The sequence below is a fragment of the Pectobacterium sp. A5351 genome (assembly GCF_028335745.1).
In the GTDB taxonomy this organism is placed as follows: domain Bacteria; phylum Pseudomonadota; class Gammaproteobacteria; order Enterobacterales; family Enterobacteriaceae; genus Pectobacterium.
This window is the reverse complement of record NZ_CP116477.1, coordinates 3,656,662-3,677,830: the sequence shown is the minus strand read 5'-3', so window position 1 is coordinate 3,677,830 and position 21,169 is coordinate 3,656,662. Positions and strand designations below refer to the sequence as shown.

Sequence of the window (21,169 nt, the reverse complement as noted above, 5' to 3'; positions counted from 1 at the left end):
AAACAAGAAACCCCGCTCGGCTGGCGCCGGCGGGGTTTGAGAATCTGGTTTGGATTCGGAACCCGTTACGGCGCGCTGCCGACGACGACGACTGCCACGCGCACGACGACGACCGCGTCAACATGCGCGGTGCGTAGTAGTGCTGAAGTGGAAGAAGAGTAGTGCGTCACGGGAATCCTGTTTGCTTATGTTTACTTACTGTTATTTATGGTCGGGTGTTGTGTTCGAATGAATCATCAATCGACGATTTATATAAGCACAGCAGTACAAAAAGACACAATACCTACAAGGTATAAAAACTGAATATGTCGAACTGGTCACAGTATACCCGTCATACTTCGAGTTGCATGTGCGTTGGCTGCGCTCAGTCACCCGAATCACTTACTTGAGTAAGCTCATCGGGATTCCCTCACTTGCCGCCTTCCTGAAACTCGAATTATTTAGGGTATATATTGGTATTTCACCGCACGATTATCGCTTGATTTTTCGCCGCAGAACCAGAGAAGCGTGACTGTTTTCACAATTGGAACAGGGTTTCAATGTTATAAATTATAAAATAATCATTGGGATAGTGGGTGGTGACAAATGGGCGTGTCCCGAAGGGTAGGGGAAGGCGTATTAAGCGGTATCTTATTGATGGCAATGGGTATCGGCACGGCGATGGCCTGTCAGGCTGGCCCTGCCAACGAATGGAAACGGGGGATTGAGCAGCAGCGCCAGGCGGATTTGGGCAATGGCTGTTATCTCAATCCGATTATTGCAGGCGACCATCCTGACCCGACGATTATCAAGGACGGTGATGACTACTACATGACGTTCTCGTCATTTGACGATATCCCCGGACTACTGATTTGGCACTCGCGCGATTTAGTGAACTGGCAGCCGCTTGGCCCGGCGATCGCGACACCCGTTGATGCCATCTGGGCACCGGATTTGGTGAAACACGACGGCAAATATTATATCTACTTCACCACGAACCGGATTATCGACGCCAAAGGAACGAAAAAGAAAACGCTGTATGTGATCACCGCCGATAATATCCGTGGCCCGTGGACGCCACCGAAAGACACGGGCTTGAAAAATCCAGCCAGCGATCCCGGCCACGTGGTGGGAGAGGATGGCAAACGTTACATCTTTATGTCTGGCGGTAATCGCGTGCAATTAACGGACGATGGGCTGTCGACAGTCGGTGACATGGCGGTGGTCTATCAGGGATGGCAGTACCCGGAAGAGTGGGATGTGGAAAGCTTCTCGCAGGAAGGGCCTAAGATGCTGCGCCACGGCGACTACTTCTACATGGTGCTGGCGGAAGGTGGCACGGCCGGGCCGCCGACCGGACACATGGTGATTGCGGCTCGATCGAAATCGATCAATGGGCCGTGGGAAAACTCGCCGCATAACCCGATTATTCGTACGCAGGATCGCTCCGAAAAATGGTGGTCGCGTGGCCATGCGACGCTGATTGAAGGGCCGGATAAAAATTGGTACATGGTGTACCACGGCTATGAGAATGGCTTTATGACGCTGGGGCGGCAGGCAATGCTGGAGCCCATTGTCTGGGGCGATGACGGCTGGTTCACGTCCGCCAGGTTTGATACCGGTAAGCCGATTCGCAAGCCAGCAGGGGGCGAAGCGGTGCCGCACGGTATCGGCTGGTCTGATAGCTTTACCGATGAAAAATTTCCGGCACGCTGGCATTTCTACCGTGCCAATGCGGAAGAGCTAAAACGGGTTACGCTCAGCGACGGCAAGCTGCACCTGAAAGCAAAAGGCACATCGCCGAAAGACAGCGCGCCGCTGACGATGATCCCCGGCGATCAGGCTTACCAAATTGAGGTCACGGCGAATTTTGCCCCCGGCGCACAGGCTGGCCTACTGCTGTTCTACAACGCGAAGCTGTATGTCGGGCTGTCGTTTAATCAGGATGGCACCGTCATGCACCGCTATGGGCTGGAAAGAGCGGAGAAGAAACTGCCGCACATCACAGGCAATGAGGTGCAGATTCGGATGAAAAACGATCGTCATATCGTGACGTTTTACACCCGAACGTCGGATCAGGAAGCGTGGAAGAAATACCCGGTGCAGATGGAAGTCTCCGGCTACCATCACAACGTTGCGTATGACTTCCTCAGTTTGCGGCCCGCCTTGTATGCGTCGGGCGAGGGCGAGGTCACATTCAGCAACCTGCGCTATCAGGCGTTGCCTTAACGCCTCAATCCGCAGACGGGCGTGAAATTCCCAGGATGGCGGCTGCATCGGCGCTGCCATCCTGTAGCGCCTGAGTCGGCCCGTCATAATAAATCTGTCCGTCCACGATCAGCACCGTGCGTTTTGCGATCCGCATGGCATCATCCAGATTGTGGGACACCATCAACAGTGTGAACTCACGCTCCTGACACACGCTTTCAACCAGATCGAGCATTTCCTGACGCAGCGCCGGATCGAGGGCCGAGAAGGGTTCATCCAGCAGCAGAATGGGCTGGTGACGCACCAGACAGCGTGCCAGTGCCGCACGCTGGCGCTGCCCGCCGGAAACCTGCGACGGCAGACGATCCAGAAGATCCGCCAGACCGACACGATCGGCGATCTGGCGTAGGGTTTCACGCTGTGCGGCACTGAGACGCAGGCCGGGATGGAGCCCCAGCGCGATGTTTTGCCCAATGGTCAGGTGAGGAAACAGGTTATTTTCCTGAAACAGAATCGAAACCGGCCGTTTAGCGGGAGGCGTCTCGCGATGAGGTTCACCGTTAAGCCGTAATTCGCCGCTGTCTGCCATCAGGAAACCGGCAATCAGATTCAGCAGCGTACTTTTCCCTGCGCCGCTGGGGCCGAGGATAGCGATGCGCTCGCCTGGTTTGACGTGAAAATCAAAACGCATGGGCAAGTGCTGATAGAAGTAGGTCAATTTCTCAAGCGCGATCATGACGGCCTGCCAGTTTCTCAATCAGGGTAAATAACATAAAGCACAGCAGCATCAACAGCAGTGCTGTGACTGCGCCGTCGGCGCTGCGATAGGAACCAATTTGCTGGTACAGGTAGAACGGCAGCGTGCGGAACTGCTCATTGCCAAACAGCGCGATAACGCCAAAATCACCGATCGACAGCACGCAGGCAAAGGCTAACGCCTGCGCGAGCGGTTGCTTCAGTGCAGCCAGCTCGATCAGCTTCAGCCGCTGCCAGCCGCGAATATCCAGTGATGCGCAGAGCCGGTTGTAGCGCTCGGCAACGTCCAGCATCGGATTTTCCAGCACTTTGATCGCATAGGGAATCGCCATCAGCGCATTAGTGAGCACCACTAATGCGTAGGGGGATTGCGGCAATCCGATGCTGTTATTCAGCAGCAGGAAAAAGCCGGTTGCCAGCACAATACCGGGCATGGCGAGGATGAGCATGCCACTCAGGTTCATCAACTGCCCGTAGAGCGGCTTCTGACGTAGCTTGAGCTCACGGCTGCTCCAGAGCAGCATCATAGTCAGCACCAGACACAGGAACCCTGCGCCCAGAGCAATGCGCAGTGAGGTAAACAGCGTTTGCCAGAGCACAGGCTGTTGCAGCACGGTAACCAGAGAGCGGTTCACGCCATCAACCACGACGGCCAGCAAGGGAGGAATGACCAGTAGTAACAGCGCGCTAATCAACAGACCGTCGATGAGGCGACTTACGGCGCTATCCTGCGGGTTGCGCCAGGCCAACTGCTGTGTGCTGCCGACGGGCAGAATGCGCCCTAGCCGCTGGCTCAGCAGCACCAAACCCAGACAGCAAACCATCTGAATTAACGCCAGCAGCGCCGCGCGTGCCGGATCGTAATCAAAGCTTAATGCCTGATAGATGGCCAGCTCAATCGTCGTTGCCTGTGGGCCGCCGCCCAGCGACAGCACCGTCGCAAAGCTGGCAAAACAGAGCATAAAAATCAGTGCGCCGGTCGGTAAAATCTGTCGGCGCAGAGCGGGCCACTCCAGCAGACGGAAATGCTGCCAGTTGTTCATGCCCAGATTCGCAGCCAACTGACGTTGCTCGGTAGCAATCCCCTCCAGCGACTGCAACAGCAATCGGGTTGCCAGCGGCAAATTGAAGAAAACATGCGCCAGCAGGATGCCCTGCAATCCATAGGGGGAAAATGTGTATTTCAGGCCAAATCCGCTCAGTGCAGAGGCTAGCCAGCCCTGACGCCCATATACGCTGAGTAGGCCAAAAACGGCAACCAGCACGGGCAACACCAGCGTCATCGCGCACAGGCGCAGCAGCCAGCGGTAGCCGGGAAAGCGTCGTCGATACAGCGCTCTGGCGAGAAAAATGGCCGGAACGGTAGAAAACAGCGCAGAGAGAAACGCCTGCCAGAAGGTAAACCGAATAACATGCCAGAGATAACTGTCATGCCATAGCGTGCGCCACTGGCTTTCGGGCGCCTGTAGCCACAGGGCACCGAAAGCCAGCGTGGCAACGGAAATTAACAGCGTTGTGGCCAGTAGCCCTGGCCACAGACGTCCGCCGATTAGTGGCTGACGGCGCGTTGCCATGCCTGAATCCACTGCGTCCTTTGGTCAGCGACTTCCTGCGCGCTAAACTGCATGGCTTTCTCCGGCACCGCGAGTGTGGCGAAGCCTGCTGGCAGGTCAGTTTTAACCGCAGGGTACATCCAGTTCGTGGTGGGGATCGCCTGCTGGAAGGTTGGGCTCAGGATGAACTGCATAAAGCGTTTCGCCAACTCGGGATTTTTGCTGGAAACCAGCTGCCCGGCGATTTCAATTTGCAGGTAGTGCCCTTCGCTGAAGGTCGCCGCCGCGTAGTTATCTTTCTTCTCTTCAATGATGTGGTAGGCCGGTGACGTGGTGTAGCTCAGCACCAGATCGGCTTCCCCTTTCAAGAACAGACCATAGGCTTCGCTCCAGCCTTTGGTGACGGTGACGGTTTTCTTCGCCAGCTTCTGCCAGGCTTGCGGCGCATCATCGCCGTACACTTTCTGCATCCATAGCAGCAGACCCAGCCCTGGGGTGCTGGTGCGTGGATCCTGATAGATCACTTTCCACGGTGCGTTGCTGTCCACCAGCTCATGCAGGCTTTTCGGCGGGTTCTTCAGCGTGTCTTTGTTATACACAAATGCGAAATAGCCGTAGTCGTAAGGGACGAACGTCTTGTTGTTCCAACCGCCCGGCACCGTAACGGCGCTGGTGTCCAGATTGTGCGGGGCAAACAGGCCGGTTTGTTCCGCCGCCTGCAACAGGTTGTTGTCCAGCCCCAGAATGACATCCGCCTTGCTGTTTTTACCTTCCATACGCAGCCGGTTCAGCAGTGAGGCACCATCTTCCAACGCGACGAAATTCAGTTCGCACTCGCACTCTTTTTCAAACGCGGTCTTGATGACAGGCCCAGGACCCCACTCGGAAGCGAATGAGTCATAGGTATAAACGGTAAGTGCGGGCTTGGCGAAGGCCGAAGCAGAGATCAGTAACAGGCAAGACAGGCTGGTTTTCAGCACGGTGGCTGAACGCGGTAGTAATTGATTTAACACTTTGCACTCCTGAGAATCATAGGGTGGCAAAGGACTTTGAGGCAGCAATGAGCCGCACTCTCAAATCCCTTCGCCGGTATTAACCGGATCAGGTTCGACGGGTATCTTCTCAGCGAAAAATCTTCCGCACCCCGTTGAGAACGGCACATTGTAAAGGGTTAAGCCGAGCAGCGAAAGGCTCTTGGCGTTCCGGTGGCGCGAATCAGGCGGATTTAAAATCAAACGCTCACCCAGAGGCCGTGGCGTGGCCTCTGTTGTCCTGATTGTAGATATTCACCATTGCGCCGACTCTTGCTCGATTCGCGCAGTACACCAGTCGATAAAGGCGCGAATAGCTGGCGAGAGGTGGCGGCTTTGTGGGTAGAGAATGAAAATAGGTTCAAGCGGGGCACTGATGTCAGGAAGTAGCCTGACAAGATGTCCATCAGCAAGTTGCTGGCGCACCATATAGCTGGCAATGCGTATGAGCCCCAGGCCGGCTACACCCGCGGCAAGATAGGCATCGGTGTCATTTACGCTGATTGGTGCGGCGATTGGTATCGCTGCGGTGTGCGTTCCATCGTGAAAATCCCAGCGAGTTGAACGACCCGTCCGGCTGTGGGGATAGCCTACTGCGGCATGCTTGTTGAGCGACGCTAACGTTGTCGGGTGTCCATGCTGTTCAAGATAGCGTGGGGAGGCGCAAATATACCAATGGAACGCACCGAGTCGCCGTGCGACCAATCGCGATAACGGCGGTTCTCCGGTTCTGATGACACAATCGATACCATTCTGAACAATATCCACCGTGGCATCGCCCAAGTGGAAGTCCAACTTTATTCCCGGATAGCGCTCACAGAAGCCTGACAGGTCTGGAATGAGGAAGTTTTTGACCAGCGAAGGTGTCGCCCCGACTCTGATCGTTCCCTGCACTTCTTCCTGCTGTGCCGTCATGTTTTCAACGTCGTATACGTCACGCAAGATCGCTTTGCAACTGTCGTAATAGCGTAGGCCAACATCCGTAATACTGAGTGCTCGCGTTGTTCGGTTAAGCAACCGCGCCCCAAGATGTGATTCAAGTTCCTTGATACTGCGCGTTACGGTGGAGGGCAGAACATGCAGGGTTTCTGCCGCTTTTTTGAAACTCCCCGCATCGACAACACGGATGAATATTTCCATAGCCTGAAATCGATCCATTCGATGATGTTTCCTGTTTTGTGATGAAACGTTGTGCTCGTCGACAAGGCGATCATATCGCTTAATTGTTTGAAAAAATCAAATTATTAAATGGTGTGGCTGAGTCTTATCATGCGCGTATTTTTGTATAACATAACACCTGTTCTTCGGGTTTTTCCATAATTTAAGGCATTTTTGGAAATCAGCGATAGGTTGGAACGCGGAATGCTCGGGAATGCTTCACCACTCCTTGTGATAGAGATAATTTGAAATTTTTAAGGAATTAAGAGATGAATGATAGCGGAACAGTGTTGAAAGATATTCTTGTGCTTGGCGCAGGACAGCTCGGTATGGCGGTATTGCGTGCTCTCGCACCGCGTGCGCGAGCCTTGTCGTTGTCGGTTACGGCACTTGTTTCGCCAGACACGATTAACGATCCGTCTGTGCAGGATCGGGCAAGATTGATCGAACTCCGTGCATTAGGGATTGACGTTATGGGATTCGATCTCGCATCTGATGAACACATGCTTACGGGGCTTTTCAGGAATTATAAGACGGTATTGAATTGTTCGGGATTTGTGGCAGGGCCGGGTACTCAGATGAAAATCACCAGAGCGGTGCTGGCTGCCAATGTCGCACGCTATTTCCCTTGGCAGTTCGGTGTTGACTATGATGTCGTGGGGCGACACAGCGGCCATCCGGTTTTTGATGAACAGTATGATGTGAGGCAGTTGTTACGCAGCCAACAGAGTACCGAATGGGTGATTGTGTCGACCGGCATGTTCACGAGTTTCCTGTTTGAGCCCGCCTTTGACGTGGTGGATCTGGAGCGTGAGACCCTTCACGCTCTGGGAAGCTGGGATACCAAAGTGACAGTGACGATCCCCGAAGACATAGGTTGGCTCACGACGGAAATCTTGCTGGCTGAACCTCGATTGGCGAATGAGGTTATTCATGTGGCAGGTGACACGATCTCATACGCGCAGCTTGCCGATGTTGTCGAACGTGTGACGGGGAAAGCGTTTAAGAAAGACGTGTGGACTCTGGACAAATTGCGCACGGATTTGCAGGTGGCTCCAGATGACGTCATGGCGCGCTATCGTGCCGCGTTCGCTTTGGGTGAGGGGATGTGGTGGGACAAATCCGGTACGTTCAATCAACGTAATGGCTACGAGACGGTCGACGTCGAGCATTTCTTACGGATGCAACTGCAAAAATAGGCAGAAGGGTGCGGTGCAATTCTCTTTGCTCCGCACTTTTCAGATACCGTCAGCGTTCCGGCGGCGCGAACCAGGCAGATTTAAAATCAAACCAGCCCAGCATATTCATCCTGACGCCGCGCATACTGCGCTGCCCCTGAAGTTGCAGCCAATGATGCAGCAGAGGGTGCAGTTGACCGCTGGCGATCAGTTTTTCACACCACTCCGCCATCGGTAGCGTCTGGTTACGCCACTGTTGCGCATCCGCGAGCAGATCGTCATCCAGGCAGTGCTGTACCAGCGGGAGTTCGTAGAGCATCGCGAACAGGGAGAATTCGAGCGGCAAATAGCAGTTCAGGCTGCCAAACCAGATATCGCTCTCGGCGTTCCCTTGATACCAGTCTTCGTAACTGACCGTCTGGATATGCAATGTGACGCCATGCTGCGCCAGCAGCGTGCGCATAATCTCGCTTAATATCCGGTATTCAGGGTGTGCCTGATAGAACGTGAGTGTGACGTCCGTCAGCCCTTTGGGAAGGGATTGCGGTATATCGGGGTGATGATGGTGCCAGCGCGGCAGCAGACTGTAGGCCGGCGACCAATCACGCTGATTGCTGGTGTTGGCATGGTTGAGTAGCGAAATTGGGTTAAATACCTGCCTGAGCCACCGCTGCGCTTCTGGCTGTGATGCTAACGGCGAGCGTTTGTCGAACAGCAGAAAATAACCGCCTTCTTCCATCCGACTTTCCAACTGTTCGTGACGAGAATTGTCAGACTGTAGCTGAATGGAGACCGGCATTTCCTCCGGTTCGTCCGGTAGAACCCAGATATTGACCTCATCAATTAACGCCCGATAGCCAAAATAATCATCGAAGGCGCGAATTTTCAACTGGTTACTGTTATTACGCACCACGGCATACGGGCCGGTACCGATCGGGTGCTGGGCAAAATCTGGTAGCGTTTGCCACTCTTGCGGCAAGATCATGGCGTGCACGCTGCCTAATAGCCACGGTAGCCATTTATCCGGGCTGTGTAGCCGAATATCAACGACGAAGGGCATCGGTGAGGTGACGGCTTCAATATGAGAAAAGAGCGGAAACGGAATAAGGCGAGAGAGTGACGTGGTGATGTCGTCCATTGTGAGCTCTCGACCATGATGAAAACGGATCGCCGGGCGCAGGTAGAAGCGCCAATGCAGAGGGGAGATCATCTGCCAGTGATGGGCCAGATCGGGTTTAATTTCCCCATTTTCCTCATTTATATTGGTGAGTCCGCTGAAAATTTGCCGTGCGATGTGCATTTCTGAACGCCGTAGCGCCGATCCGGGCAGCAAATTGCGTAACGGACGGTAATAGAGGATGCGCAGAATATGCTTTCCTTGCCGGAAGCTCCGCCCAAGATGGGCGAGTAACATCTGACGTACGGCTTCTTTATCACCCACTAACTGCACCAGTTGCTCAATACGATCCTGTTCCAGCAGATCCTCGGCGCGCTGCTGCTGGAGGGCTAATCCGGTATACACAAAAGAGAGCTGAGAGCGTTTTCCTCTTCCGGCTTCTGCCTGCCAGACGAGCCAGCCTTCCTGCTGCATCGCGTTCAGCAGTGAACGAATATGGCGGCGTGAGCAATTCAACACCCCGGTTAGCTCTTGCAGCGTGGTGTCCGTGGCCTGACCCTGAAAGTGTTGCCACAGGCGGATGAACTGTTGTTGTAGCCGAGGAGAAGACATAAAAGAGGAACTCCCTGCACTAAAGTCATCAATTTATCTTTCCCTATATTACGTCGATACTTTCCAACAAGGAAAGAGAGGAGGTGGCTTATGGCGATTTCCCGTTTGTACCGGTTCTATCAAACCTACTTATCGACCTGTAAGGCAAAGTGGTTGCGATGGATGTCTACCCAACAGCGCGTTGCATTATTGCAGCAGGCAACGCAGTGGCACCTGAACGAAATGTCTGATGAAGAGTACCGTCATTGGCTCTAGGTGGTCGAAACAATTTATTCTGAGTAAAAATTTTTAAGTAAAACAATGTATTCTGAGTAATGGTGACGTTTCACCAGCCAGCGAATTTTTCGCTGGTTTTTTTTGGGTATTGGCCTTGCCGCAACCTTTTAATTAAATGGCGTGACGGGCCTGCGTGCAGCTTCGCAAAAGCAAATGGCAGCAGAGCAAGACAGAAGAGGGAGCATGCCCGCAGAGAAAGGCGTCGGGCATGCTTACGGCAGGTTATTCCACCGGTTTTAGGCGGGCGACAAAGTGCCGTAGTACGGGCGGTTCATAGGTGAATGTGAGCCCTTTAATATCGTTGGCGCGGGTTTTTAGTGTGATAAGGGCATCTGCAATATAGTCCATGTGGTCGTTGGTATAGACTCGGCGCGGGATGGTCAGGCGCAGCAGCTCAAGCGGTGACGCCTTCTGTTGCCCGGTGTCGGGATCGCGCCCCAGCAGAAGTGAGCCGATTTCAACGCTGCGGATGCCGGCTTCCAGATACAGCGCATTGTTAAGCGCCTGTGCTGGAAACTGCTCTGGTGGAATATGGGGTAATAGCCGCGCTGCATCGACAAACACAGCATGTCCACCAACCGGATACTGAATCGGAATTCCCCCGGCTTTCAGGCGTTCTCCGAGATAGGCGACTTGCCCAATGCGGTAGGCCAAATAGTCTTCATCCATTCCTTCTTCCAGACCGATGGCGAGCGCTTCCATATCTCGCCCAGCCAGCCCGCCATAGGTGACGAAACCTTCCATTGGAACGCAGCGAATGCGCACCTCGTTAAATAGGTCTTCATCACTACGGAAGCAGCATAATCCGCCGATATTGACCATCGGATCTTTCTTGGCGGACATCGTCAGCATATCGCCGTATTCATACATCTCATGCACGATGGCTTTAATAGATTTGTCCGCGTAGCCCGCTTCGCGCTGTTTGATAAACCAGGCGTTTTCGCAGAAACGTGCCGAATCAATCACCACGGGGATATGGTGCTGTTGTGCAATACGGTAAACGTCGCGCATGTTGCTCATTGAGACGGGTTGGCCGCCGGAACTGTTACAGGTTACCGTGGTGATGATGGCGACGACATTCTCCGCGCCATGCTGTGAAATCACGCTTTGTAACTGATCCAGATCGAAATCGCCTTTCCAGTCATAGGCCGTGTTGGTATCAAAGGCCTTTGGCGTAACGACGTTAATGGCCCGTGCGCCGTTCAACTCAACGTGTGCTGCGGTGGTATCGAAGTGAAAGTTAGAAATGAAGACGGGCTTTTTCGCGCCGCCAGCCCGCTGCTTCTTGGCTATCAGACAGGGAAATAAAATCTGCTCGGCGCCGCGCCCTTGGTGGGTGGGAATCGTAAACGGGTAGCCCAGTAAGGTTTCGACTTTTTCACACAGATGATAATAGTTACGTGACCCCGCGTAGGCTTCATCACCCATCATTAAACCCGCCCACTGGCGGTCACTCATTGCGCCGGTGCCAGAATCGGTCAGCAGGTCGATGTAGACGTCTTCGCTACGCAGCAGAAAAGGGTTATATCCCGCCTCGGTTAACGCTTTTTTACGTTCCGCCTGGGTTGTCATGCGTATGTTTTCTACCATTTTAATGCGGAATGGTTCAGGAATGCGTTTCATGCCATTTATCTCCAGAAAAATTCTCAAGAAAAAAAGCTCGTTGCGACACGTTATGTGACGCAGGGAAAGGAATGCAGCAACAGGAAGCGATCAGCGTGGCGCTGATTTAGGCATGATGTGGTTGAGGGAAATCATCGGTGAGGCGGTGGTCGATATTGAACCAGGCTCGGCAATCACCAGAAATACTTAAATGGTAACGCTGAATAATGCGTGTCATAGATTCCCCCTCACTCATTGAATAAATTACTTTCAGTATAGTATGCCAGCGGAAAAACACCGTGGTTGCAACGATAATCCGGTTTTATCAATGTATGAGATCCTCGTTAGCCTTGTGTGGTGCTTTTATATTCAGAATATATAGGATAATAAATTTATCAGTAACGTTGACTGTTAGGAAGGGCTATTTTCAGGAAAATAGCATGCGTTCATTTATCATTTTTATTCCTCTGATTAATCTTGCTGTAAGAAGAATAAATAAAATTATTCACTGGTTCAGTGTAATGATTTTATTTTAAATTATTTTTCTGGGAATAATATTTTTTAAAATTATGGGGGTTGTGATGGCGATCTTAGCGATAAATTATTTTTTATGGTCTGATGTTTTTTCTCTTGTATTTAATGCGGATTGTCACAATCCTTAAATATTATGTAACATGCGGCGGAATGTTATTTTCCTCGGCTTGCCTGCAATTTACTTCACAGCAATGTTTTGAATAACCCGATGGATGTAAAAACGAGCGATGCCCCTTACCAGTCAATAGCGATTTATGAGCAACCAGAATCCCGGCATTCCGCTTCCGGGTTGCATAACATCAAACTGACGCCACTTTTCATCATTGTTTTTTCTGGTGTTTTACTGCTTTTTGCCTTGGCGATCTCCACATCATCGTATTTTCTGAAGCAGGCTGAACTGTCGCTAAATGATTCTACCTTGGAATTGAATGTGCGAATGGAGTTAGTGGATAGCGCTAACCATATGCGTGCGGCGCGTATGAATTTGCTTCATGCCGTGAATCATTTACGCAATGGACTTACGGATAACTATAACGCCAGCATGAAAGCCGCAGAAGAGCGTCTGTCGCTGTCTCAGCAAATGTTCAATGGGTATCAAAATAGAGCAGTGCGCTCTGATCTTGAACTCGCTCGCGACAATGAATTAAAAGCACGCTATAGCGATTATGTTGAGCGCGGGATCAAACCTATGTTTGACATCGCGAAAAAGGGTAACGTTGAAGAACTCAATGCGTTTGAGTCGACGGTGATGTCTAAATTGGATGATGACTATGATGTGCCGTTGAAAGCGTCTTATCTTTATCGGGTTGAGATGGCAAAAAATATTAATGTGACGGCAGAAAGGAATTCGACACTGGGATATACGCTCATGACGGGCGCATTTATTTTAGCCATCGTATTAACGGGTATGACGTTCTTAGTCATTCGTCGGGTTATTATTAACCCAATTCAGTATTGGGTATCATGCATACAGGCGATTGCTCACGGGGACTTAACGCGCGTGAGCGTGGTTGTGGGAAGCAATGAAATCGGCATCCTATGGAACAATATCCAGCAAATGCAAGATTCGATCTCGGAAACGGTTGGTTCGGTACGCGACAGTGCAGAGTCAATTCACCGCAGTTCGACGAAAACTGCTGTCGGTAACCCACTTTTCATTGGCTTTTGATGCACCGAAGTCCCATCTCACTGATTTTGTTTTTCAGCTCAGCATGCTTATCCGCGCGCTTCAGCGCATTCATATTGTGATACCACGTACTGCGGGACATGCCTGCGGTACGCAGAAGGTCACTGAGGGAATACTCACGCCTTCGTTTACTGATTCCGTTTTTCTCGCGTTGAACTAAGGCCTTCAGCTTTTTTAGGTAGGCATTCTCTGCTCGCAGGTAACAGAGCTCAGTCCGCAGTTCTGCGGGGGATAACTTTTCCAGCGCCTCATCGGTAAACGGGGATGTTTGTTTGGGTTTTGTCATGTCTTTGCTCCGGCCGGGTTTTATGCTCAGAAGGCCTTTCTGGCCTGAGATTTTGTAGACATTAACCCAGTGCCGGACAACAGTTTCATTTGAGATATTAAACCGTGCGGAGGCTTCACGCATCGAAAGTTTTTCACCGAGAGCCGTCTGGACAACAGCAATCCGGAACGCCGGAGAATGGCGGTCATTTTTCCAGGTGATGCCATCAATACCGTGTAATTGCCAGGTTCTGACCTAACGACGAACCGATGTTCTTTCAACACCAAAATGTTCTGCGATCCGTTGTGTACCGTTATTACCGGAGAGGTAGTGTCTGATCACTGCCTGTCTGGTTTCGAGGGGATATTTTGATTTTGCCATAAAAAACTGCACCTTACTCCGTTGGGTATCCAACTTTTGGGGTGCAGTACAAATCGTTATCTGTTATCTCAAATCAGTTCAGAAAAGCAGGCTGATTCTTTTCATACTCGGTGATAGACGCTTCGTGTTGCAACGTCAGGCCGATGCTGTCTAACCCGTTGATCATGCAGTGACGGCGGAAGCTGTCGATTTCGAACGGATAGCGTTTGCTGCCTGCCTGAACGACCTGATTTTCCAGATCGACCGTGAAGGTAATCCCTTCCTGACCATCAACCAGCTTGAACAGCTCGTCCACTTCCTCGTCGCTCAGTTTTACCGGCAGCAGCTGGTTGTTAAACGAGTTGCCGTAGAAAATATCGGCGAAGCTTGGGGCGATAACGACTTTGAAGCCGTAATCGGTCAGTGCCCACGGTGCGTGCTCACGGGAAGAGCCACAGCCGAAGTTTTCCCGCGCCAGCAGGATGCTTGCCCCTTTGTAATGCGCCTGGTTCAGCACAAACTCAGGATTGGGCTGTTGCCCCGCATCGTCCAGAAAGCGCCAGTCGTGAAACAGATGTTGGCCGAAACCGGTACGCGTCACCTTTTGCAGAAACTGCTTGGGAATGATGGCGTCGGTATCGACGTTAGCGGCATCCAGAGGAACCACCAGACCCGTGTGTTGAGTAAATTTAGCCATGTTGGTTTCTCTCTTAATTCAACTCTCGGACGTCGGCAAAGCGACCCGTCACTGCGGCAGCCGCAGCCATTGCCGGGCTGACCAGGTGGGTGCGGCCTGCGCGCCCCTGACGACCTTCAAAATTACGGTTACTGGTTGAGGCGCAACGCTCGCCGGGGTTCAGGCGGTCATTGTTCATCGCCAGACACATGGAGCAGCCCGGTAAGCGCCACTCAAAGCCCGCCTCGATGAACACTTTATCCAGCCCTTCCAGCTCCGCCATGGTTTTTACCGGGCCGGAGCCGGGTACAACGATAGCCTGTACGCCAGCGGCGACTTTGCGCCCTTTGGCGATTTCTGCCGCCGCGCGCAAATCTTCAATGCGCGAGTTGGTACAGGAGCCAATGAAAACCTTATCGATCTTCACGTCGGTCAGTTTAATGCCGGGTTGCAGATCCATATAAGCCAGCGCTTTGGCGGCAGAGGCGCGCTCTACCGGATCGCTGAAGGAATCTGGGTTAGGGATTTCCTGATTGACGGCGATAACCTGGCCGGGGTTGGTGCCCCAGGTGACCTGCGGTGCGATCTGAGCAGCGTCCAGCGTGACAACCGTATCAAACTGCGCATCATCATCCGATTTCAACGTGCTCCAGTAGGTGACGGCGGCGTCCCAATTGGCGTCTTTCGGCGCAAATTGACGGCCTTTCAGGTAGTTGAAGGTGGTTTCGTCCGGCGCAACCAGCCCGGCTTTCGCCCCCATTTCAATCGCCATGTTGCACAGCGTCATACGACCTTCCATGCTCAGCGCACGAATGGCTTTACCACAGAATTCAACGACGTGACCAGTACCGCCTGCGCTACCGGTTTTACCGATGATCGCCAGCACGATGTCTTTCGCGGTGATGCCGTGTGGGGCATCACCGGTAACTTCAATCTTCATGGTTTTGGCGCGACCCTGTTTCAGGGTTTGCGTTGCCAGCACATGTTCCACTTCCGACGTACCGATACCGAAGGCCAGTGAGCCAAACGCGCCGTGCGTTGCCGTGTGTGAGTCACCGCAGACGATGGTCATACCCGGCAGCGTCATCCCTTGTTCAGGGCCGATAACGTGAACGATGCCCTGATAGGGGTGGTTCAGGTCATACAGTTGAACGCCGAATTCTGCACAGTTCTTGATTAACTCCTGCATCTGAATACGGGCCATCTCGCCACTGGCGTTGATGTCTTTGGTCTGCGTGGACACGTTGTGGTCCATGGTCGCGAAGGTTTTCCCCGGTTGACGAACCTTACGGCCCATCGCGCGCAGGCCGTCGAAGGCCTGTGGGGAAGTCACTTCATGTACCAGATGTCTGTCGATATACAGCAGCGGCGTTTCGTTCGGCGCTTCATGAACCACATGCGCGTCGAACAATTTTTGATATAACGTCTTACCCATGGTTATGCCCCTTGCGCGACAAAACGCGCAATCACGTCGCCCATTTCATTGGTACCAATCGCGTTGCTGGTACTTGCCAGGTCGGCGGTGCGGTAACCTTCAGCCAGTGCGGTATTGACCGCTTTTTCGATCGCCTCTGCGGCATCGTCTGCACCCAGGCTGTAGCGCAGCAGCAGTGCCAGCGACAGAATCTGCGCGATCGGGTTGGCAATATCTTTACCAGCGATATCTGGTGCGGAACCGCCAGCAGGTTCGTACAGGCCAAAGCCTTGCTCGTTCAGGCTGGCAGAAGGCAGCATGCCCATTGAGCCGGTAATCATGGCGCACTCGTCTGACAGAATGTCACCGAACAGGTTAGAACACAGCATCACGTCAAACTGAGACGGATCCTTAATTAACTGCATCGTCGCGTTATCGATATACAGGTGAGACAGCTTCACATCGGGATAGGCTTTGGCGACTTCATTAACGATCTCGCGCCACAGAATCGAGCTTTGCAGCACGTTGGCTTTATCGATAGACGTCACGATGCTGCGACGTTTGCGAGCGGATTCAAACGCGATGTGCGCGATACGCTCAATCTCGAAACGGTGATACACCTCGGTATCGAAAGCGCGCTCATACTGACCGCTACCTTCACGCCCTTTTGGCTGGCCGAAGTAGATCCCACCCGTCAGTTCACGGACGCACAGAATATCAAAGCCCTTCGCGGCGATGTCGCTACGCAGCGGGCAAAACGCTTCCAGCCCCTGATACAGACGCGCAGGACGCAGGTTGCTGAACAGTTTGAAGTGTTTACGCAGAGGCAATAACGCACCGCGCTCCGGCTGCTCTGCCGGTGGCAGGTGTTCCCATTTTGGGCCGCCCACGGAACCGAACAGAATCGCATCGGCCTGCTCACAACCCGCGACGGTTGCCTGCGGCAGCGGCGTACCTTGGCGGTCAATAGCGATACCGCCAACGTCATATTCGCTGGTGGTAATGCGGATGCCAAAACGCTGACGTACCGCATCCAGTACTTTATGGGCCTGCGCCATTACTTCCGGGCCAATGCCGTCTCCGGGTAAAACGGCGATATGGTAGCTCTTTGTCATCACACTGTTTCCTGACTGTTTTGTTGTTTGCTATCGTTTTGTTGTTGGCTATTGTGCTGTTGCAGACGTTGAATTTCTTTTTCTACCTGCTGAGCACGTTTGATGTTGTTTAATACATTTACCATTGCCTGTGCGGAAGATTCAACGATATCTGTTGCCAGACCGACGCCGTGGAAACGGCGGCCTTGATAATCTGCAACGATATCAACCTGACCCAGCGCATCACGCCCCTGACCTTTGGCGGTCAGTTGGTATTTAACCAGCGAAACCTGATAACCGGTAATGCGGTTGATTGCCTGATACACGGCATCGACGGGGCCATTCCCCGTGGCGGCTTCTGACTGGGTTTCTTCGCCGCAGATCAGTTTGACAGAAGCGGTTGCCATCACGCTGGAACCGGACTGAACGCTGAAATAATCCAGATGGTAGAACTCAGGCTCTTCCTGCTGACGGTTGATAAAGGCCAGCGCTTCCAGATCGTAATCAAAGACCTGACCTTTCTTATCTGCCAGTTTCAGGAAGGCGGAGTACAGGTCGTCCAGATTATAATCGCTGTCCTGATAACCCATCTCTTCCATGCGGTGTTTCACGGCGGCGCGACCGGAACGGGAAGTCAGGTTCAACTGCACTTCTTTCAGGCCGATGGATTCCGGCGTCATGATTTCGTAGTTTTCACGGTTCTTCAGTACGCCATCCTGGTGAATACCAGAAGAGTGAGCGAAGGCGTTGGCACCGACCACCGCTTTGTTAGCAGGGATAGGCATATTACAAATCTGGCTGACTAACTGGCTGGTGCGGTAGATTTCCTGATGATTGATATTGGTGTGGACATTCAGGATGTTATGGCGGGTTTTGATCGCCATGATGACCTCTTCCAGTGAACAGTTACCCGCACGTTCGCCGATACCGTTCAATGTGCCTTCTACCTGACGAGCCCCGGCGTGTACCGCTGCCATGGCGTTGCCGACCGCCAAACCCAGATCGTCATGGGTGTGAACAGAAATAATGGCTTTATCGATATTAGGAACGCGTTGGTACAAAGAGGAGATGATATTGCCGAACTCATGCGGCATGGTGTAGCCGACAGTATCCGGGATATTGATGGTGCGGGCGCCGGCGTTGATGGCGGCCTCAACTACACGACACAGGTCCGGGATTGGTGTACGGCCTGCATCTTCGCATGAGAATTCGACATCGTCTGTATAGTTACGCGCGCGTTTGATCATGTAGATGGCGCGTTCGATCACCTCGTCCAGCGTGCTGCGCAGCTTGGTCGCGATGTGCATCGGTGAGGTTGCGATAAACGTATGAATACGGAAGGCGTCTGCGACACGCAGCGCTTCTGCGGCGACATCGATGTCCTTTTCAACGCAGCGGGTCAGGCCGCACACACGACTGTTTTTGATGTTGCGGGCGATGGTCTGAACGGATTCAAAGTCGCCGGGAGAGGAAACCGGAAAGCCCACTTCCATGACATCAACGCCCATACGTTCCAGGGCGAAAGCAATTTGCAGCTTTTCTTTTACACTCAGACTCGCCTGTAAAGCCTGCTCACCATCGCGTAATGTGGTATCAAAAATAATGACTTGCTCGCTCATCGGTTTAGTTCCTTGTCGTGTCTACTTGTACTTGGCGCTCGGCGAGTAAAAAAAAACCCGCGCATCAGCGCGGGTTTTTTGTATCGTGTGGCGAGAAACTTAGTTCTGAACTCTGCCCACAAACCTACCGCGCAAGAAGGATGCGTTTAGTAGTAGGCTTAGTAGGACAGTAAAGTTGAACATGGTGTCTCGTCATCTAAAATTCGGTGTTGCTTTATTGGTACGCGATTATCAGGGATATGTCAACTTTTGATTGGTGTGATGTGCGTCAAGTAAACCAGCTATAGCCAGCGGCGAATGCACGAAAGAACGTTGCGGTTTTGAACAATGACGGTAGACTGCACGCCAAATAATGTACAGTTGTACGCTGAAACGCTGTCGAATTCATTTCCCTTATAAATTCTTTTACAGATGACTAATCATTTACAGCCATATCATGTGGTGCACCGGGTTCAAGATCGGATCAATCACTGCGCGGGTCGTATTGCGTTGCGCGAGTGGACGCCTGCGGGCGAAAAACAGCTCACCTGGACACAGGCCGGACAGCGCATTCAGCGCATTGCCAGCGCGCTTTTAGCGCTGGGCGTAGATGTTCAGGAGCGGGTGGCTATTTTTTCTTATAACTCGATGAACTGGTCGCTGGCCGATTTGGCGCTGCTGCACCTGCGGGCGATCAGTGTGCCAATCTATGCCACGAATACGGCGGCACAGGCGGCGTTTATCATCAATGATGCCGATATTCGTACGATATTCGTTGGGGGGCAGGCGCAGTTGGATGCCTTGCTGGCGCTGCGTGATACCTGTCCGCAACTGCGAAATATTATCGTGATGGATGAAGGCATTAATCTGCGCGGTAGCGATATTGCGCAATCTCTACAGGAATTTGAAGCGCAGGCGGTAGACGATTTCTGGCGTGAAGAATGGCAAACGCGCATCGATAGCCGCGATCTCAACGATCTGTTTACGCTGATTTATACCTCTGGCACCACCGGCGAACCGAAAGGCGTCATGCTGGATTACACCAACATGGCGATGCAGCTTAAGCTGCATGACGATCGTCTGGATATGTCGGAAAATGACGTATCGCTCTGTTTCTTACCGCTTTCACACGTATTTGAGCGCGCATGGAGCTTTGTCATTATGCATCGCGGCGCACAGAACGTGTACCTCCGTGATACGAATCTGGTACGTGCCGCGATGCAGGCGGTGAAGCCTACGGTGATGTGCGCGGTACCGCGTTTTTATGAGAAAGTGTATAGCGCAATCCATGAAAAAGTGGCGCAGGCGCCGTGGTATCGCCAGCGGCTCTTCAACTGGGCTGTTACGCAGGGGCAATACGTTTTTCTGGCTAGCCAGACGGCGAAAAAAGCGGGACTCTTCCGCCGCGTGATGCATCGCTATGCTGACCGTCTGGTGCTAGGGAAACTGCGCCAGCTTCTGGGAGGTGAGATTCGTTTTATGCCAGCCGCAGGCGCGCGACTGGATGACAATATCATTCTGTTTTTCAGCTCGATAGGGATTCGCATCATCTATGGTTACGGTATGACCGAAACCTGTGCGACGGTTTCCTGCTGGGAAGAAAATCGTTTCCGCTTAGGTTCTATTGGTACGCCGCTGCCGGGCATTGAAGTCCGCATTGGTGAGGAAAAAGAGATTCAGGTGCGCGGCGCGACCATCATGCGGGGTTATTTCCATCGCCCGCAGGAAACCGCAGAAACCTTTACCGAAGACGGCTGGTTGAGAACCGGCGATGCGGGAGAGCTGGATGCCAACGGTAACCTGTTTATTACCGAGCGCTTGAAGGATCTGATGAAAACGTCGGGCGGTAAATATATTGCTCCGCAGCATCTGGAAGGGACGCTGGGGCAGGATCGCTTTATCGAGCAGGTGGCGATTATCGCGGACACACGTAAGTACGTGTCTGCGCTGATTGTTCCCTGTTTCGAGGCGCTGGAAGAATACGCTCACTCCATCAATCTGAAGTATCACGATCGGCTGGAATTGCTGCGTCACAGCCATATTATTGAGCTGTTCGAGCAGCGCCTGTGGGAGATGCAGAAGGAACTTTCCCGCGTTGAGCAGGTGAAGAAATTCACGCTGTTGCCTATACCGTTTTCGATGGAGGAAGGGGAACTGACGCCAACACTCAAGCTACGCAGGAAGATTATCAACCAGCGTTACCAGTTGGAAATTGATGCGATGTACGCGGAATCCTGATGATGTTGGAGGCCGGATAACCCGTTTCATGAAAAGAAAAGGGATTTTCTGGCCTCAAGATTTCGCTCTGTAATTCATGTTCTCCATGGACGATCTCTCAGGTCTGACGGTTTCCTGTTAGTATTTTATTTCAGTTCTTTTTTCCCTCACGTTCGATTCCCCCTGTTCCTGATTAAGGGCGGTGGTTTTTTGTCGTTTGTCTGCGTCATAATCTGGCGTTATGTTAATGGGTTATTAGTCATCCCTATAATATTTCGTATTCTTGTCTATCCGTCATACTTCAAGTTGCATGTACGTTGGCTGCGCTTAGTCACCCGAATCACTTACTTGAGTA

The 21,169-nt window shown here is 52.5% G+C and carries 18 protein-coding genes, 1 pseudogene and 1 riboswitch; of the genes and pseudogenes, 5 read left to right on the top strand and 14 right to left on the bottom strand.

Features of this window, described 5'->3' with window-relative positions:
- Positions 1–65: 65 nt before the first annotated feature.
- The gene (gene ivbL / locus O1Q74_RS16910; protein ID WP_271874750.1) at positions 66–170 is read right to left on the bottom strand and encodes an ilvB operon leader peptide IvbL; all 105 of its coding nucleotides are present in this window, start codon (positions 168–170) and stop codon (positions 66–68) included.
- A gap of 415 nt (positions 171–585) precedes the next feature.
- Between ivbL and O1Q74_RS16905 the strand changes: the two genes are divergently transcribed.
- Positions 586–2,208 (top strand): family 43 glycosylhydrolase, encoded by a 1,623-nt coding sequence (locus O1Q74_RS16905; RefSeq protein ID WP_271874749.1) that lies wholly within the window; start codon positions 586–588, stop codon positions 2,206–2,208.
- Between the two features lie 4 nt (positions 2,209–2,212).
- Here the strand turns inward: O1Q74_RS16905 and thiQ are convergent, their stop codons facing one another.
- From thiQ to O1Q74_RS16885, 4 genes are all read right to left on the bottom strand, one after another.
- Positions 2,213–2,923: a thiamine ABC transporter ATP-binding protein ThiQ gene (thiQ, locus tag O1Q74_RS16900; protein ID WP_271874748.1), complete on the bottom strand. Its 711-nt coding sequence runs from the start codon at positions 2,921–2,923 to the stop codon at positions 2,213–2,215.
- Positions 2,910–4,517: a thiamine/thiamine pyrophosphate ABC transporter permease ThiP gene (thiP, locus tag O1Q74_RS16895; RefSeq protein WP_271874747.1), complete on the bottom strand. Its 1,608-nt coding sequence runs from the start codon at positions 4,515–4,517 to the stop codon at positions 2,910–2,912. The genes thiQ and thiP overlap by 14 nt, the downstream gene beginning before the upstream one ends.
- Positions 4,493–5,476, bottom strand: a complete 984-nt coding sequence (gene thiB, locus O1Q74_RS16890) for a thiamine ABC transporter substrate binding subunit (RefSeq protein ID WP_271878970.1) — start codon at positions 5,474–5,476, stop codon at positions 4,493–4,495. Before thiB ends, thiP begins: the two co-directional genes overlap by 25 nt.
- A gap of 80 nt (positions 5,477–5,556) precedes the next feature.
- A riboswitch (TPP riboswitch) is annotated at positions 5,557–5,653 on the bottom strand.
- A 129-nt stretch (positions 5,654–5,782) separates the two neighbouring features.
- Complete coding sequence (locus O1Q74_RS16885; protein ID WP_271874746.1) at positions 5,783–6,685, bottom strand: LysR family transcriptional regulator; 903 nt, start codon at positions 6,683–6,685, stop codon at positions 5,783–5,785.
- Positions 6,686–6,954: 269 nt separating this feature from the next.
- On the opposite strand from O1Q74_RS16885, the gene O1Q74_RS16880 reads away from it, so the two are divergent.
- Positions 6,955–7,884 carry an aromatic alcohol reductase gene (locus O1Q74_RS16880; protein ID WP_271874745.1) on the top strand — a complete coding sequence of 310 codons (930 nt, stop codon included), beginning with the start codon at positions 6,955–6,957 and terminating at the stop codon, positions 7,882–7,884.
- Between the two features lie 49 nt (positions 7,885–7,933).
- On the opposite strand, the gene sgrR is transcribed toward O1Q74_RS16880, so the two are convergent.
- Entirely contained in the window at positions 7,934–9,592 is a 1,659-nt protein-coding gene (gene sgrR / locus O1Q74_RS16875) for an HTH-type transcriptional regulator SgrR (RefSeq protein WP_271874744.1), read from the bottom strand.
- Between the two features lie 90 nt (positions 9,593–9,682).
- Between sgrR and sgrT the strand changes: the two genes are divergently transcribed.
- Positions 9,683–9,847, top strand: coding sequence for a glucose uptake inhibitor SgrT (gene sgrT / locus O1Q74_RS16870; protein WP_015841746.1), 165 nt, complete (start codon positions 9,683–9,685; stop codon positions 9,845–9,847).
- 243 nt (positions 9,848–10,090) lie between these two features.
- Here sgrT and tnaA read toward each other — a convergent pair whose 3' ends face one another.
- Positions 10,091–11,491 carry a tryptophanase gene (gene tnaA / locus O1Q74_RS16865; RefSeq protein WP_271874743.1) on the bottom strand — a complete coding sequence of 467 codons (1,401 nt, stop codon included), beginning with the start codon at positions 11,489–11,491 and terminating at the stop codon, positions 10,091–10,093.
- A 106-nt stretch (positions 11,492–11,597) separates the two neighbouring features.
- Positions 11,598–11,708: a tryptophanase leader peptide gene (tnaC, locus tag O1Q74_RS16860; RefSeq protein WP_271874742.1), complete on the bottom strand. Its 111-nt coding sequence runs from the start codon at positions 11,706–11,708 to the stop codon at positions 11,598–11,600.
- 504 nt (positions 11,709–12,212) lie between these two features.
- Between tnaC and O1Q74_RS16855 the strand changes: the two genes are divergently transcribed.
- Complete coding sequence (locus O1Q74_RS16855; protein ID WP_271874741.1) at positions 12,213–13,172, top strand: Tar ligand binding domain-containing protein; 960 nt, start codon at positions 12,213–12,215, stop codon at positions 13,170–13,172.
- On the opposite strand, the gene O1Q74_RS16850 is transcribed toward O1Q74_RS16855, so the two are convergent.
- The 6 genes and pseudogenes from O1Q74_RS16850 to leuA form a co-directional block, all read right to left on the bottom strand.
- Positions 13,159–13,476, bottom strand: coding sequence for a hypothetical protein (locus tag O1Q74_RS16850; protein ID WP_271874740.1), 318 nt, complete (start codon positions 13,474–13,476; stop codon positions 13,159–13,161). The genes O1Q74_RS16855 and O1Q74_RS16850 overlap by 14 nt on opposite strands.
- Before the next feature lie 66 nt (positions 13,477–13,542).
- Positions 13,543–13,599: pseudogene (locus O1Q74_RS20400) on the bottom strand (hypothetical protein); the annotation flags it as partial.
- A 310-nt stretch (positions 13,600–13,909) separates the two neighbouring features.
- Positions 13,910–14,512: a 3-isopropylmalate dehydratase small subunit gene (gene leuD / locus O1Q74_RS16845; RefSeq protein ID WP_271874739.1), complete on the bottom strand. Its 603-nt coding sequence runs from the start codon at positions 14,510–14,512 to the stop codon at positions 13,910–13,912.
- Positions 14,513–14,525: 13 nt separating this feature from the next.
- The gene (gene leuC / locus O1Q74_RS16840) at positions 14,526–15,926 is read right to left on the bottom strand and encodes a 3-isopropylmalate dehydratase large subunit (RefSeq protein ID WP_271874738.1); all 1,401 of its coding nucleotides are present in this window, start codon (positions 15,924–15,926) and stop codon (positions 14,526–14,528) included.
- Between the two features lie 2 nt (positions 15,927–15,928).
- Positions 15,929–17,020 carry a 3-isopropylmalate dehydrogenase gene (leuB, locus tag O1Q74_RS16835; protein WP_039278282.1) on the bottom strand — a complete coding sequence of 364 codons (1,092 nt, stop codon included), beginning with the start codon at positions 17,018–17,020 and terminating at the stop codon, positions 15,929–15,931.
- The gene (leuA, locus tag O1Q74_RS16830) at positions 17,020–18,618 is read right to left on the bottom strand and encodes a 2-isopropylmalate synthase (RefSeq protein WP_271874737.1); all 1,599 of its coding nucleotides are present in this window, start codon (positions 18,616–18,618) and stop codon (positions 17,020–17,022) included. Before leuA ends, leuB begins: the two co-directional genes overlap by 1 nt.
- A 411-nt stretch (positions 18,619–19,029) precedes the next feature.
- Between leuA and O1Q74_RS16825 the strand changes: the two genes are divergently transcribed.
- Positions 19,030–20,835, top strand: a complete 1,806-nt coding sequence (locus O1Q74_RS16825) for an AMP-dependent synthetase/ligase (RefSeq protein WP_271874736.1) — start codon at positions 19,030–19,032, stop codon at positions 20,833–20,835.
- Positions 20,836–21,169 lie beyond the last annotated feature (334 nt).

Coding starts and splice junctions, on each gene's coding strand:
- O1Q74_RS16905 (WP_271874749.1), top strand. CDS start 586: ATGGGCGTGTCCCGAAGGGTAGGGGAAGGCGTATTAAGCGGTATCTTA.
- thiQ (WP_271874748.1), bottom strand. CDS start 2,923: ATGATCGCGCTTGAGAAATTGACCTACTTCTATCAGCACTTGCCCATG.
- thiP (WP_271874747.1), bottom strand. CDS start 4,517: ATGGCAACGCGCCGTCAGCCACTAATCGGCGGACGTCTGTGGCCAGGG.
- O1Q74_RS16885 (WP_271874746.1), bottom strand. CDS start 6,685: ATGGATCGATTTCAGGCTATGGAAATATTCATCCGTGTTGTCGATGCG.
- O1Q74_RS16880 (WP_271874745.1), top strand. CDS start 6,955: ATGAATGATAGCGGAACAGTGTTGAAAGATATTCTTGTGCTTGGCGCA.
- sgrR (WP_271874744.1), bottom strand. CDS start 9,592: ATGTCTTCTCCTCGGCTACAACAACAGTTCATCCGCCTGTGGCAACAC.
- sgrT (WP_015841746.1), top strand. CDS start 9,683: ATGGCGATTTCCCGTTTGTACCGGTTCTATCAAACCTACTTATCGACC.
- tnaA (WP_271874743.1), bottom strand. CDS start 11,491: ATGAAACGCATTCCTGAACCATTCCGCATTAAAATGGTAGAAAACATA.
- tnaC (WP_271874742.1), bottom strand. CDS start 11,708: ATGACACGCATTATTCAGCGTTACCATTTAAGTATTTCTGGTGATTGC.
- O1Q74_RS16855 (WP_271874741.1), top strand. CDS start 12,213: ATGGATGTAAAAACGAGCGATGCCCCTTACCAGTCAATAGCGATTTAT.
- O1Q74_RS16850 (WP_271874740.1), bottom strand. CDS start 13,476: ATGACAAAACCCAAACAAACATCCCCGTTTACCGATGAGGCGCTGGAA.
- leuD (WP_271874739.1), bottom strand. CDS start 14,512: ATGGCTAAATTTACTCAACACACGGGTCTGGTGGTTCCTCTGGATGCC.
- leuC (WP_271874738.1), bottom strand. CDS start 15,926: ATGGGTAAGACGTTATATCAAAAATTGTTCGACGCGCATGTGGTTCAT.
- leuB (WP_039278282.1), bottom strand. CDS start 17,020: ATGACAAAGAGCTACCATATCGCCGTTTTACCCGGAGACGGCATTGGC.
- leuA (WP_271874737.1), bottom strand. CDS start 18,618: ATGAGCGAGCAAGTCATTATTTTTGATACCACATTACGCGATGGTGAG.
- O1Q74_RS16825 (WP_271874736.1), top strand. CDS start 19,030: ATGACTAATCATTTACAGCCATATCATGTGGTGCACCGGGTTCAAGAT.